The sequence below is a fragment of the candidate division KSB1 bacterium genome (assembly GCA_034521575.1).
Taxonomy (GTDB): domain Bacteria; phylum Zhuqueibacterota; class Zhuqueibacteria; order Residuimicrobiales; family Krinioviventaceae; genus JAXHMJ01.
On record JAXHMJ010000005.1, the window covers coordinates 1,325,005 to 1,339,159 of the forward strand.

Annotated in this window: 10 protein-coding genes; all 10 read left to right on the plus strand. The window is 47.7% G+C overall.

The window, feature by feature from the left end; genetic code table 11:
* Window positions 1-2: 2 nt before the first annotated feature.
* The 10 genes from U5R06_18995 to U5R06_19040 all read left to right on the plus strand — a co-directional run bounded on the left by U5R06_18995 (window position 3) and on the right by U5R06_19040 (window position 14,154).
* Window positions 3-1,079, plus strand: coding sequence for a glycosyltransferase family 4 protein (locus U5R06_18995; protein ID MDZ7724830.1), 1,077 nt, complete (start codon window positions 3-5; stop codon window positions 1,077-1,079).
* On the plus strand, window positions 1,069-2,442 hold the full coding sequence (locus U5R06_19000; protein MDZ7724831.1) for a glycosyltransferase: 1,374 nt from the start codon (window positions 1,069-1,071) through the stop codon (window positions 2,440-2,442). Before U5R06_18995 ends, U5R06_19000 begins: the two co-directional genes overlap by 11 nt.
* 17 nt (window positions 2,443-2,459) lie before the next feature.
* Window positions 2,460-3,431: an MraY family glycosyltransferase gene (locus tag U5R06_19005; GenBank protein ID MDZ7724832.1), complete on the plus strand. Its 972-nt coding sequence runs from the start codon at window positions 2,460-2,462 to the stop codon at window positions 3,429-3,431.
* 54 nt (window positions 3,432-3,485) lie between these two features.
* Window positions 3,486-4,727, plus strand: coding sequence for a C25 family peptidase propeptide domain-containing protein (locus tag U5R06_19010; GenBank protein ID MDZ7724833.1), 1,242 nt, complete (start codon window positions 3,486-3,488; stop codon window positions 4,725-4,727).
* Window positions 4,652-9,109, plus strand: a complete 4,458-nt coding sequence (locus tag U5R06_19015; protein MDZ7724834.1) for a C25 family cysteine peptidase — start codon at window positions 4,652-4,654, stop codon at window positions 9,107-9,109. The genes U5R06_19010 and U5R06_19015 overlap by 76 nt, the downstream gene beginning before the upstream one ends.
* A 450-nt stretch (window positions 9,110-9,559) precedes the next feature.
* Window positions 9,560-11,050, plus strand: coding sequence for a DUF92 domain-containing protein (locus tag U5R06_19020; GenBank protein ID MDZ7724835.1), 1,491 nt, complete (start codon window positions 9,560-9,562; stop codon window positions 11,048-11,050).
* 221 nt (window positions 11,051-11,271) lie between these two features.
* A complete protein-coding gene (locus tag U5R06_19025; protein ID MDZ7724836.1) occupies window positions 11,272-11,580 on the plus strand; it encodes a transcriptional regulator in 309 nt (102 codons plus the stop codon).
* Window positions 11,577-12,194 carry a hypothetical protein gene (locus tag U5R06_19030; protein MDZ7724837.1) on the plus strand — a complete coding sequence of 206 codons (618 nt, stop codon included), beginning with the start codon at window positions 11,577-11,579 and terminating at the stop codon, window positions 12,192-12,194. Before U5R06_19025 ends, U5R06_19030 begins: the two co-directional genes overlap by 4 nt.
* Window positions 12,191-12,946 (plus strand): outer membrane lipoprotein-sorting protein, encoded by a 756-nt coding sequence (locus U5R06_19035; GenBank protein ID MDZ7724838.1) that lies wholly within the window; start codon window positions 12,191-12,193, stop codon window positions 12,944-12,946. The genes U5R06_19030 and U5R06_19035 overlap by 4 nt, the downstream gene beginning before the upstream one ends.
* A complete protein-coding gene (locus U5R06_19040; protein ID MDZ7724839.1) occupies window positions 12,943-14,154 on the plus strand; it encodes a hypothetical protein in 1,212 nt (403 codons plus the stop codon). Before U5R06_19035 ends, U5R06_19040 begins: the two co-directional genes overlap by 4 nt.
* Window position 14,155: the final 1 nt, after the last annotated feature.

Genomic DNA, 14,155 nt, shown 5'->3' on the forward strand with positions numbered 1-14,155 from the left:
AAATGTCAATCAATGTATTACATGTAACAGCAATCAGCGATATAGGCGGAGCTGAACGCATCGTCTTGAAATTGGCGGAGCATTCTCCCCCCCCGTACCGATATGTAATTACCAGTCTGTCAGGAAAGGGGGAATTGGGTAAATACGCCGCACATTTGAACATCCCTTATTATGACCTTGATATCAAAAAAATATGGGCATTCCCAAAAATGTTTCATCGAATACTAAAGCAGCATAATATAAAAATCATACAAACTCACGGCTTAACCGCAGAATGTGCCGTAATTTTTGCTGCAGGATTTAAATATGCACCTTTGATTCCAACCCTCCATGGCGTTCATGATTATAGTGACGGCATCAAAAAGTATGTTATTCAAATGGCAAGACCTTTCGCAGATCACTGGATATCCGTTACCCAAAAAGGAAAACAGATTCTTACAGATATTCATATCCCGCCAAGCCGTATTCAGGTAATACCTAATGGTCTGCCGGTTAAAGACATCCCGGCTACAGTAAAACAGAATAACAGGTGCTTTAATGTATTAACAGTTGCCAATCTTCGGCCTGTTAAAGGTCATATATATTTACTGAAAGCTATAAACACAATCATAAGGTCTGGACATCGTAATATTCATTTTACTTTGGTAGGGCGAGATGACATGCACAGCCGTCTGCAACAGTACGCAAAAGATTTAAAGATATCTGATTATATTACCTTTACAGGATTTAAAAAAAATATAAATTATTTTCTTGGAAAAGCGGACCTTTTTGTATTACCTTCTTTATCAGAGGGATTGCCACTCTCTATCATTGAGGCAATGTATTGCAGGTTACCGGTCATTGCAACTAATGTCGGAGGCATTCCGGAAATTATTATCCATAAAAAAACAGGGCTGCTGGTCGAACCGGCAGACAGCGAAGATTTATACAGAAAAATTATGACTTTATATCCAAATGCTGAATTAAGACAGAAACTTGTAACCAATGCTTATGATTATGCCGTAAAAAACTTTTCAATTACAACAATGATAAAATCTTATGTTCAATTTTATAATCAGGTATTAAAGCATGCCTGTTAGCAGAGCTATAAAGATCATCCGTATACAATCAAGAATATGCATTGGGGGTCCCGCTTTGCATACTGAAATTCTGAGCAGGCATCTGTCAAATGAACGCTACCAGACTTTGTTGATTAGCGGTGCTATTGACAGCAATGAAAGCAGCAAAATTAAAGATTTTAAGCAAAAGGGGATTCCGGTATGTGTCATTCCTGAAATGAAACGCGTCTCGAATCCAATTGATGACATCATGGCAATTTACAAATGTTTCAAGATAATCAGAAAGAAGAAACCGAATATTGTTCACACTCACACCGCCAAAGCCGGAACCGTTGGACGCCTTGCCGCCTGGCTGGCAGGCGTGCCGTTGATTTATCATACCTTTCATGGGCACACCTTTCACAGCTATTTTTCCAAACCGGTGACCGCCGTGTTTTTGCTGATCGAGCGTGTTCTCGCCAGACTCAGCACAGCGGTTATTGCCATCAGCCCCTCACAGCTTGATGAACTCGTCAACCGCTATCACATCGCACCCAAACAACATTTCAGAATGATTCGGCTCGGACTGGAGCTCGAGCCGTTCAAAAATCTGAAACGCAGAAACAGCCTGAAAAAGAGGTTGGGTCTGGATCCGGATTCTTGTCTGTTGGGAATTGTCGGCCGTTTGGTCCCCATCAAAAACATCGAAATGGCGCTCAAGGTTACGAGTCAGCTTGAATCCCGATACCATCTTTGCGTGATCGGCGACGGCCCCGAACGCAATACGCTTGAAATACGCAGCAAAGAACTCGGGCTGGAAAACCGGGTTCACTTTATGGGATGGATTGAAGATATTACCGGAATTTATGCGGAAATCGATGCGTTATTACTAACATCAAACAATGAGGGAACACCAGTAGCGGTTATCGAAGCGATGGCAGCCTCCATACCAGTCATTGCGACCGAGGTTGGTGGTGTTCCAGACCTTGTTAAACATGAGTTTAACGGTTATCTTTGCGCGTCACAAGATGTCGTTTCAATGTCCGGTTTTGTACGAGATGTGTGTCAGGATCGATCACATACTCTACAAATATGTGAGAATGCACGCCGTTTTGTCTCTCAATATTATGCAGCCCATCGATTGCCTGAGCGATATCGAGCATTTGTATCAGGAACCAATTCCATAAAGTATCACATTTTTTTCTTTTATAATCTCAATGTTTTTATTATATTACATTGGGGTAAATTCGTATATGGGAAGAACATTCAGAGCCGGGACACAAGGATTCAGGTCCTGTCCTGGATCGATAAAATCGGGGCCGCCCCGATAGGTTTTATTTTTTATGGTATAAATTTTGCTATAATTAATAATAATGGCGAGACGAAAAGCAGTTACGAACCTTAGAAAATCAGGTTAAATTTATGATACAGTTGGCGGGGTATTTTTTATTCACGTTAATCATTTCACTGGTCACAGTACCCGTGGTTCGACAGTTTGCCATCCGCTATCACGTGGTGGCGCAAAAAAACCACCGTACGGTTCATGACGGCGAAATCCCCAAACTGGGAGGCGGAGCCATATTTTTTGCATTTGTCACCGGCATGGCCGCATTGTTGTATTTTGACCAGCAATCGGTGGCCCAATTTCACAGAGAACTGTTGAGTCTGTTAATCGGTACCACAATTTCGTTTATGACCGGCGCTCTGGACGACAAGATTGACCTGAATCTGCTCACTGAAATTCAGTGTCGAACTTTTGGTCGCCGCGCTCGCCGTTTCCATGGGATGGCGGGTGGAAACCATCATTCTTCCCGCGCCCTGGAACTGCAGGCTGGACTGTTTTCCTATCCATTCTCCATGCTGTGGATCGTAGGCGTTGCCAACGCGTTTAATATGATCGACGGTCTGGATGGTCTGGCCGGTGGTGTAGCCGTTGCGGTCTCTTTGGTGAGTTTAAGCATTGCCGCGCTGTTTGGCAATCAAATGGCCCCCGTGATCGCAGTTCTGTTGATGGGCGCTGTGATTGGATTTTTGCGCTATAATCTGAATCCCGCGTCTATTTTTATGGGCGATTCCGGCAGCCTGTCTATTGGTTTTCTGCTGGCCTGTATCACCTTGAATTCGGCTTCGTTGGCGCCGGGCAAGACCGCATTTATTATTCCGCTGCTGCTGCTTGCCCTGCCGATTACCGATACCATGCTTGCTATTACTCGACGCCTGCGGCGGGGTATCCATCCCTTTCACGCGGACCGGGAACATATTCACCACCGTCTGGTTAAATTAGGACTATCGCATTCACGTGCGGCTCTGGTCATGGTGGGCTGGTGTTTGATTCTCGGACTGTTTGCATTCCTGGTTGCTCATGATCTGTACGCCGGCAGCTTGATCCATTAGCAGGTAACCGCCGGGTTCCTGCGCGAGGTCTATCAACGCAGAGAACGTTACCGTATGAAACAACTTGAAATCATTTTATCGATAATCTTTTTATCGTGGGTTTGTTCTCTTTCTGCACAGTCGCGTTTCGAAATCACAGAAACCGGAAATGAGATCATCCTGGAATGGCACTGCCCAAACCTGTCGTTTCAATCCATTGTTCTGCAAAACGAAATCTATAGTCTGCCTGTTCTCTCCGGTCTTGCACATCAGCAGACACCCGGCGCGCCACAGCTCCCCGTTGACGCCACCCTGATTTATGCCCCGGACCTCAAACTTGAATCTCTGGACTCGGTTACGGCACTCCACTCAACCGGCACCGTCTGCCCTGCCCCTGCTTATAGCCAGACCGATGCCGGGGACGTCCTGACCCGGTATGAACCCGACCCTGCTATTTATTCCTCATCCGCCCTCTATCCGCAATCATTTGTGCGTCTGGACAAAGCCACCAGCAGCGGGAAAACAGTTTGGCGTGTTCAAATCACACCGCTTCAATATGATCCGGTGAACAACCGACTTGTTCAGGCGCGTTATCTGCGGCTGCGACTGGCTAAATCCACCCAGCCGTCTGCCCGCGAACCGGAAGCGCTTTTTAAATCCAGTACCACAAAAACCGTCTCTCGCCGATTCGAACAGGCCGCGCAAACAAAACCCGTTAAACTCAAATGCGCTCAACCCGGTGTCTATGCGATCAACGGCAGTGATTTGCAGGCCATCGATGTGGCGATCCAATCCCTGAACCCGTCCACACTACAGCTCTATCACAAAGATCAGGAACAAAGTATACAGCTGCAGGGGATGCAGGACGACCGCTTTGATCCGGATGACCGGATTTTGTTCTATGCAGAACGATTGTCAGGCGATACAACCTTTTATCACGCTTACACCGATACCAATATCTACTGGCTGACCTGGGGGATCACAACAGGTCGACATAAAACCGCTTCGGTAACTTCCGCCCCCACATCCGCACCGCTGAGCAGCTTTAATCATACATTGCATATTGAACGCGATCTGGATTACTACCAGGGTGACGATAATCATGCCATCCAGAACAGTTTTACGACGCCCGGTGAAGGCTGGGTCTGGGAAAATTTATCGATCCCGGCACCCGCTTTGAAACCGCCTTTGATTGTCCGGGATATATCGATATTCAGGATTCGGTCAGCTTCCGCCTGCGCGTGCGCGGCCAAACCCGCAGCAGCAGCGCAAACGATCATCATATACAGGTGGACATTAACGGCTTTACCGGCGTAGACGCATTTTTCGATGATCGTGAGGAGCGTATCTACCGGTTTAAGGTTCCCGGAGATCTGATTTACAGCCGCGATAATGCTCTAATTATTCGTTCTGTCAGACAGAGTTCTGACCCGATCTCGCGCTTTTATTTTGACTGGCTGGAATGTGACAGTCCGGTTCGCTTCCAGGCACACGATGATCGGCTCTGTTTCTCCGATTCGACTCTGCCGGCACATGCAAGCATCCGTGTATCCGGGTTCAGCGGCGACAGCGTTTTCGTCTGGAATCAAACGTCTGGTGACATCATCGCCCCCACTATTTCGCAGAGTGTGATCCGACGCATCCGTGTGGTATCCGCAGGACTCGCCGACGGCAACCGGGCGGAATTTTTAATTGATGGGGAAACGATGTATTCCGGAAGCCGGGGAATTAGCCTCGTTTTTCTGGATTCTCATTCGGGTGAATTTTTATATTCAAAAACATATGACACATACGGTTCTGAAACCGCGTCACAAGAATTGTCCAATAATATAGCAGAGGTACCAGACGGTACCATTGTCCTTGCAGCTGTACGTGATGATGGTGCATCCCGCCTCTCTGAGCAGGCGATTGCTTCTCTGCAAAATTGCGGCAGCCAATACATTGACGAGTTGAAATATCGGGATTCCTGGGCGTTCATCGGCCGCAAAAACGATACAACGACAGTCTATGAACAACACACCCTAAAAGGCGCCGGACAGGCCGCTGTTTCAACATTTCTCGAATTTCAGGGAACGGCTCAGGACTTTACAGCAACATTCCAGGCAGAAAATCTGAATAACAGCGCTTTTATCGTCTTTGAGGAAAACAGCATTCGCAAACCCAAGCTGATAAATCGGAGTGAGATCCGTAATCCTCTGCACCATCCGGCAAGATACCTGATCATCACAGACCCCATGTTCGAAGAAGCGGCGCAGCAGCTTGCAGACTATCGCAAGGATCAGGAGCACATCTCCAGCGCAGAAATTATATTTGTCCAGGATATCTATGATACATTTAATGACGGCATCAAACACCCCCGGGCGATCAAGACTTTTCTGCGGGATGCCTGGCAGATTTGGGGCGTTGAAAAACCCCGATATGTACTGCTTTTAGGGGATGCCAGCTGGGACCCCAAATTGAATATGCCGGACAGCCGGTTCCGGGATATCATCCCAAGTCTGGGCAATCCGGTGAGTGATGTCCTGTATTCCTGTTTCGATGATCTGCTGCCGGAGCTGGCGATCGGTCGGCTTCCGGCTGCCACAGCGGAACAGGCGGCAATGCTGGTATCCAAAATCATCGAATACGAAAATACACCGCCGGCAGAGTGGAACAAACACCTGTTGTTTATCAGCGGCGGATTTGATGCCGTTGAACAAAGCCGGTTCAACAGTCAATCCCAGGCGCTTTCCGATGAGTTTGTCTCACCGGCGCCATTCGGCGGTGATGCGTATCATATCAAAAAATCAGATGCCACCCTGATTGAAGGCGAACACACAGCGAATATTATTGATCATTTCGCAAAGGGAATGGCCTGGGTCAATTTTATCGGGCATGCCGGCAGCCGGACCTGGGAACTGTTTTTTCATAATTCAGATATCGACCGGTTGAACAATGCGCCGTATTACCCGTTCATATCCAGTATGACCTGCCATACCGGTCGATTTGCCGAACCCGGCGATGAAAGTTTTGGAGAACATTTTATCAATGCCCGGCAAAAAGGCTGTGTCGCATTCTGGGGGACATCCGGCTGGGGCTATACCTATGAGGACAATCAACTGCTGCGGCAATTGTATCCGGCGATCCTGCAGGATACCGTGCGGATTCTGGGAGACGCTCTGAATCAGGCCAAAGTCGGGCTGTGGGAGCAGCAGGGTGTCACATCGCATGTGACCAATGTGATTCTGCAGTACAACCTCCTGGGAGATCCGGCCATGCGTCTGCAGCTGCCGAATCAACCGGATCTTACATTTTCAGATGACCCCATCAATATTGAACCCCGAATTCCCAGTGAAGCGGATTCGACCGCGCAAATCACATGCGCCCTGTCAAATATCGGACTGTTTCCGCCGGACAGCTTGCAGTTCAGGTTACGGGCAACATCACAGGAGAATCCGGAAACCCGAATCACCTGGAATCTCAAACGCGAACCGTTTACGCTCACAGATACGATCAAGGTTACCTGGCCGCTTGCAGGGATGTCCGGAACCGTGAATCTGGATGCATCTATTGACGCCCAAGATGCCATTCCCGAATCGAATGAACAAAATAATAGCGCGACTCTGACAACACAGGTTTACAGCAGTTCTGTACGACTGGTTCAGCCCGCTGAATTCGCGCGTATATCAAATGGAGCGGTCACCTGTATCGTGGAAAATCCTCCCAATATACCTTATAAAGAGTTATCATACGAGTTTCAACTGGACACTAGCAGGACTTTTAGCAGTCCGGTCCTGAAAACCCGCACCCGGCAGGCAGACCCGCTGCAGACTTTGTGTCCATTTAATGATGTACAGCCCGGCATCTATTTCTGGCGGGTGCGTATACTCGATCAAACCCCGCCTCTTTGGCAGACAGGTTCGTTCACAGCGGTTTCGGACAGTCTGAACGGCTGGCAGCAAGCCAGCGCGCAATTTATTGAAAACAGCTATCAATCCACACAATCCGGTTCCAATGGGGTGCGTCTCAGCACAGAAAACATTTCACTGCGCGTTGAATCGGCCGGAAAACGGCAGGGCAATTTTGCGCGCATTCTGGTCAACTCACAATCTGTCATGCCCACCAGCCGGGGATTCAATGTCGCCGTGCTGACCAACAACTGCGCTGAAATATGCGCCACCGCAACGTTCGATACCTGGGGAAATGAACAGGCTTCTGAAAAACTGGCTGACTTTATTTCAAATGTCCCGGAAAATGATTATGTACTCGTTGCGGTCAAGGATGAAGCCAGCAACCGCCTGTACGAACCGGCGCTAAACGCGCTGGAAACTCTCGGCAGTGTGCACTGCCGGGACATCGGACCTTTTGATTCCTGGGCAATCATCGGACGCAAGGGCGCCCCGCCCGGAAACGTCCCCGAAGCGTACAGCCCTTCGGATCAGGAAACCATTGCCGCTGTGTCCGACAGCATCCGGAGGCATGCTGCGTTCGGTCAGATACTTTCTCCGAAAATCGGTCCGGCTGCAGCGTGGTCAAAAGCGGAGATACAGTCAACTCTGCCGGACAGCACAAACATTAACGTTCATTTGATCGGACATCCGATATCCGGTGCACCGGACACGTTGTACACAGGATCTCCCGCAAACAGTCTCGATCTGTCATTTATTGACGCTCAACACACTCCCTATCTGAGCCTGGGCGCTCAACTGAGCAGTCAAAACTATCGTATCACCCCTGTGCTGCAGAGCTGGCATGTTCTGTTCGACCCCACACCGGATATTGCGCTCTCGCCGCAGCTGTTCTCACAAAACCGGGACACAGTGACCAGCGGAGAACCGGTCACATTTTATTTCGATGTTTATAACCTCGGCGCCTCTATGACGGACAGCGGCAGTATCCGTATTCTGAGTAAAAATAGAGGCGAGGACCTCCACACCCTGTATTATCCGCCCCTGGCACATTCAAAATCGCATGCTCTGACTTTTGAAACCCCTATTTCGGCTTCAGGCATCACCCATTTTTACATAACAGCAGATCCGGAGAATGAACTCGTTGAAAGCTCCGAATCCAATAACGTCTTGCATACCACCGTATTTGCGAAAAAAGACACCATCCCGCCCACACTGCTGATTACAGTCGATGACCGCCCCGTTTATGACGGAGATTTGATTTCACCGCGGCCGAATATTGTTATTTCAATTCAGGACAATAATCAGAAATCCATCCGGGACACCAGCCAAATCAACCTTTCTCTGAACGGCGCGCGCATATCTTTCACAGACCAGGACGTGCTGACATACAATAAAGAAACACAAAACATTTATTTTTCGCCACAGCTTGACGACGGACATCATAAACTCATCGTTAATGTTTTTGATTCAGAAAACAACTCAACTGCGGAATCTTTTGCGTTTGAGGTTAAAAGCGAGTTGGTCATCCGAAACGCATTAAACTACCCCAACCCGTTTTCCGAGGCCACAGAATTCTCGTTCGGATTGAGCCGACACGCGGATATCAATATCAGTATCTACACACTCGCCGGACGCAAAATCAAAGAACTGTCCGCAGGCAGGCGTTCACCGGGGTATCATCAAATTCCATGGGACGGATACGATGCAGACGGTGACATCCCGGCCAATGGTGTGTATTTGTACCAAATTCGGGCTGAATCGGAAAAAGAACAGAAAACCGTGCTCAACAAGTGTATCATTGCTCGTTGAGGAAAATCTCACCAGAAAAAGCCCAAAAACCGACCTGCGGAAATGTGAACAGGTTGTGGATAACTTTTAAATCCCGCAACACCCCCAAATTTCGTTTTTACAAAATGTAACGTTTACATTCCAACGCGTCCCTTATTTAAAAACAATATCTTAACGTAATTAATGAAAAGTTATTCAACTTTGTTTTTACTTGACTTGTAGCTGTTTTGCAAAATACCCGATATTAACGAAACTTTAAATTAATGTTAAATACATGTTTTTTCGTACATGAATTTTCAATCAGTTAAAAAGGAGCAAAAAAAGACGTTTCAGGCTGTTAAAAAAATGTTGAAAAGTTGACATTATCTCATAAATTTTATCCGCACTCCATATCTGCAAGAACCATGGAATTCTACTTGGATTTGGTTTGAAAATTGTTTAATTATGGGAAAGAAAAATCGAGAGAGACTGATGACATTTTCCGACTGGTATTATCTGCTTCTGTTCGCTGCGGGCATCGGTGTACTGATATTTATTTCCGAACTATTGCGTAAAACCACATCCTGGTCCATTGAAGGCACACGCAAGATCGTCCATATCGCGGTGGGACTCTTTGTTGCCTCCACTCCTTTTTTACTAAACAGTATGTACCCCGTGTTGATGCTGGGAATTATGTTCGCTGTTCTGGATTTCATTGCGGTCAGGCGTCACTGGCTCAACGGTATGCACTCCACCCGGCGACCCAGTTACGGCACGGTGTTTTATCCACTGTCCATTGTTATTCTGACCCTCTGGCTCTGGAATTCACACCCGCTGATATTCATCAATTCTATACTGATTATGGCCGTTCCCGACGCGCTTGCGGCAATGGTCGGTGAACATATTGCCCGTCCGCGCGAGTATTATTTCGGTCCGGAAAAAAAATCCGTCCAGGGGTCGTTTACCATGTTTTTATCCACATGGGTCATTCTTTTGATCGGATTCTTTTTTTTATCCCCGTTGTTCGGCCAGCATTGGTCGACGCAACAAATTCTCTGGACAGCCATTATCACCGCCTTTCTGGCTACAGCCGGTGAAATGGTATCGGTACGCGGTTCTGACAATCTGACGGTGCCTTTGATTTCCGCCTTTAGCTTATTCTATCTGATTGCCGAGCCCCTTGATCAGCGAATACAATTCTCGATAGGCATGGCCCTGGCTCTGATCCTGGCTCTGATCTCCTTTCAACTGAAATTTTTAACCGGCGGCGGTTCGGTATCCCTGCTTATTCTGGGCACACTCGTTTTTGGAATCGGCGGATCGACCTTTGCGATTCCCATACTCGCTTTTTTTGTCCTCTCAAGTATTCTCTCCAAAACCGGTAAAAAACGCAAAGACACCCTGATCAACATCTTTGAAAAAAGCGGCTGCCGGGATGCCGGACAGGTTCTGGCTAACGGCGGACTGGCGGGTCTGCTCGTGCTCGTCTGGTATTTTACAGGAGAACAGGATATTTATATTCTGTATATCACCTCGCTGGCTGCGGTCACCGCAGATACCTGGGCTACAGAGATCGGCGTCCTCTCCAAACGATTGCCGCGCTCTATCCTGACATTCAAACAAGTCCCGCTCGGCACCTCCGGAGGCATCACGTTTCTGGGTTCGCTGGGCGCCTTGATCGGCTCCGCGCTCATTGGTTTCATCGGTTTTCTGGTGACCTCCGAACTCGAATTCGGTTTATCCGCTTTGATACTGGTTTCATTTGCGGGCCTGATTGCAAGCTTTGTAGACAGTCTGCTGGGAATCACAGTTCAGAGTCAGTACCAGTGTCAGGTTTGCGCCAAGATCACTGAAAAAAAACAGCATTGTGAGGTTCCCTCTGTTTTTTTCAAAGGCTGGCATTGGGTGAATAACGACACAGTCAATCTGCTTTGCGCGGTCTCCGGTGTGCTGCTGGTCTGGATATTTGTTACAATGATTTGAAATCCACTACAACACTGCATTAGAATTACCCCCGGTCAGCCAAAAAACAGTCAAACGGCGGCATTATCTCAAGTTCATGCCGTATTGTGTGAAATGCCGGACCGTTTCCCCAATTTTCCATTCGTCATTCAATAATCATAATAAAAATCTTGTATTTTTCTTGTAACATTTCTATATTTAAACACGTTTGCAATACAAACATGTTTATAAAAAGGAAACCGATGATTTCAGACCTGACACAACAATTAAACAAGGTTTTTCATGACCGGGTGCGCCTGGCCATCATGTCCACGCTGGTTGCGACTGAAGAGGAAAAAAGCTTTTCCGAATTGGTCGACATGCTCGATTTGACCCGCGGCAATCTCAGCGTTCATGCCAGGGTACTGGAAAAACACGGGTATATTGAAATAAAAAAAGCATTTGTGGACAACAAGCCTAAAACCACATTTAAAGCCACAAAAGCCGGACGCGATGCATTTGAACAATACATCACCCTTTTGGAACAAATCATTAAAGGAATTCAATCATGACAGAACAACATCAACAATTGTCTCCTGAAGAGGCGATTGAACAAATCCAGCACATCCGCAACACCATGGCCCAGGCTTCAAAACGGTTCTTTATGTCCGCCTGGCAATGGATTGAATGGGGCATTCTAATAATTATCGGCGGACTGATCACCCTTTATCTGGTTCACCAGGATAAATCCGAACACATCACTTTTATCTGGATTGCCATTTTTATCCTGGGCGGCGCTCTGGAGACGATTATCTGGTACCGGGGCGCTCAGGATCGCGGTATTAATCCATTGCAACCGTTCTCTATGAAAATTTGCGGCGTTTTGTTCGCTCTCATGATGGTGGGCATTTTCTACACACTCATTTTTGTCGAACTCAGCCTGCCGCTTTATATCCCCGGATTGTGGATGCTTGTATCCGGCCTCTGTATCTTCATGATGGTTATCCTGGGCGATCGACGCGATCTTGTGTTGATGGGCTCGGTCCAGGTGATCAGCGGTATTTTGGCCTCCTCTGTTCTGCTCGATTACTCGATACAGGTGGGAACCGTCTCTTTCGGGTTCGGCAGTATTGTGATGGGATTTTATCAGTTATACAATGAAAAAAAACAAAGGAGCGTATCATGAAATACATACTATCCACATTACTGGTCATCAGTATCCTTCCCCTGCAGGCACAAAACATGAGCGCGGATTCGATCATCCATCGTGTCAACGATCTAATCAACCAGAATTCCTCTCAAGCCGAGGTCAGCATGACCATCAGCACAAGTTCCGGCGACAAGCGCACCTTTGAATACAATATGTACACCAAAAACCAGGGCGAAAAAACCCTGATCGAATACACGGCGCCGCGGCGCATTCAGGGTCAAAAAATGCTCATGCTCAATCACGCCGATGATATCTGGCTGTATTTCACCCGCACCCGCCGGGTGCGTAAACTGGCATCGCACGCCAGAAAACAGAATTTCCGCGGCAGCGATTTTACGCATGAAGATATGGGCGGCAGCAACGCATTTATCGACGATTTTGACGCAGAGAAACTGCCGGACGAAGAAAAACGCGACATGGACTGTTACAAGCTGCGTCTCACCCGTAAACCGGGCGCCGGGTCCGGATACGCCAAACTGGTCATGTGGGTGAACAAGGACAATATGATGCCTGTTGTTATTGATTACTATGATAAAGACAATCCGGATCGCATTGCCAAAACCCTGAAACAATATGATATCAAAACCATTGACGACATCCCCACCCCCACGCGTATGGTCATGATCAACCACAATGACGATTCCAAAACGGTGATGCAAATGCATGGTATCGAATACAATATCAAACTGGACAACACTCTGTTCACAGAAAGAGGATTGAAACGATGAGAACACTGTTTCTACTTTTGCTATTGTCCGCTGTCGTCGCCGGCGCGCAGCCGGTGCAGTTGACGGGCTATTATGAACCACAGTTGATGATCGCGCACCTGGACGGCGACACCTATCAGATGATGTCCAATAAACTGCGCGTTGACCTGTCCAAAACATACGGCAACGCCCTGTTCGCCGCCAATTTTGATTATATCACCTATCACGGCAAAACACAATGGAATTTAGCTGATTTTTTGCCGAGCCGCTATAAATCTGTGATCCCGGATTTCACCTATTCATTCGGAGATCTGGTTCGATCGTCAGGGGGAGGGCGATTCGAGCACCGGCCGGAGCGTATTTTTCTCGACAATGCTTTTGTGCGCCTGAACTTTGAGCGCTTTGATCTGACCATAGGCAAACAGCAGATGGGCATGGGCTCCGGATACACCTGGAATCCCACGGACCTGTTCAATGTCAAAGATGTCATGGATCCGAGCTATGAACAACCCGGTCACAATGCGGTTACACTAAATGTGCCGCTTTCGTCCCGATTTTCAATTCACAGCTACTATGCCCCCGGTGAGGAATGGGAGAATTCCGCTAAAATGTTCAAAGTCAAAGCCTGGCTCGGCAAATTCGATGTTTCGTTGATGGTCATTTCCAAAGAGTGGACGCTGAAAGAATACACAGCGATGGCAATAGATTATCAATATAAACGCACCCTGTTTGCAACGGATATCGCCGGAGAATTGTTGGGACTGGGCGTCTGGGCTGAAGGTGGTTATAACCACATGAACCTTCAAACATCATCGCTGTCGGATGGTAAAGATGATTACTGGGAATGGGTGCTGGGAACGGATTATACGTTTGATTCAGGATTATACGTGATGAGTGAATGGTACCATAACGGCATGATGCCGGATGAGAGCCAACACTACTCGATCAGTGACTGGCTTTGGATGTTGACCGGCGAGGTCAAATCTTTATGCCGGGACCAGCTGTTCGCCATGTTTCGGTACCCGGTTACCGATCTGATTACAGCCGGCACTATGAGCATCAGTTCCCTGTCCGACGGCAGCGTCGCCCTGGTGCCTGTGCTGGAATGGAGTCTTTATCAGGACATCGAACTAACCATATACGGCAATATCTATACCGGCAGTGACGGACAGCTGTACGCCGCCAACATGGGCAACGGCGGTATGGCGCGGCTGCGGGTTTATTTTTAGG

Excerpts from the sequence above, each read along its gene's own strand:
- U5R06_19020 (MDZ7724835.1), top strand. The coding sequence starts at position 9,560 with ATGACATTTTCCGACTGGTATTATCTGCTTCTGTTCGCTGCGGGCATC.
- U5R06_19030 (MDZ7724837.1), top strand. The coding sequence starts at position 11,577 with ATGACAGAACAACATCAACAATTGTCTCCTGAAGAGGCGATTGAACAA.
- U5R06_19035 (MDZ7724838.1), top strand. The coding sequence starts at position 12,191 with ATGAAATACATACTATCCACATTACTGGTCATCAGTATCCTTCCCCTG.
- U5R06_19010 (MDZ7724833.1), top strand. The coding sequence starts at position 3,486 with ATGAAACAACTTGAAATCATTTTATCGATAATCTTTTTATCGTGGGTT.
- U5R06_19040 (MDZ7724839.1), top strand. The coding sequence starts at position 12,943 with ATGAGAACACTGTTTCTACTTTTGCTATTGTCCGCTGTCGTCGCCGGC.
- U5R06_18995 (MDZ7724830.1), top strand. The coding sequence starts at position 3 with ATGTCAATCAATGTATTACATGTAACAGCAATCAGCGATATAGGCGGA.
- U5R06_19000 (MDZ7724831.1), top strand. The coding sequence starts at position 1,069 with ATGCCTGTTAGCAGAGCTATAAAGATCATCCGTATACAATCAAGAATA.
- U5R06_19025 (MDZ7724836.1), top strand. The coding sequence starts at position 11,272 with ATGATTTCAGACCTGACACAACAATTAAACAAGGTTTTTCATGACCGG.
- U5R06_19005 (MDZ7724832.1), top strand. The coding sequence starts at position 2,460 with ATGATACAGTTGGCGGGGTATTTTTTATTCACGTTAATCATTTCACTG.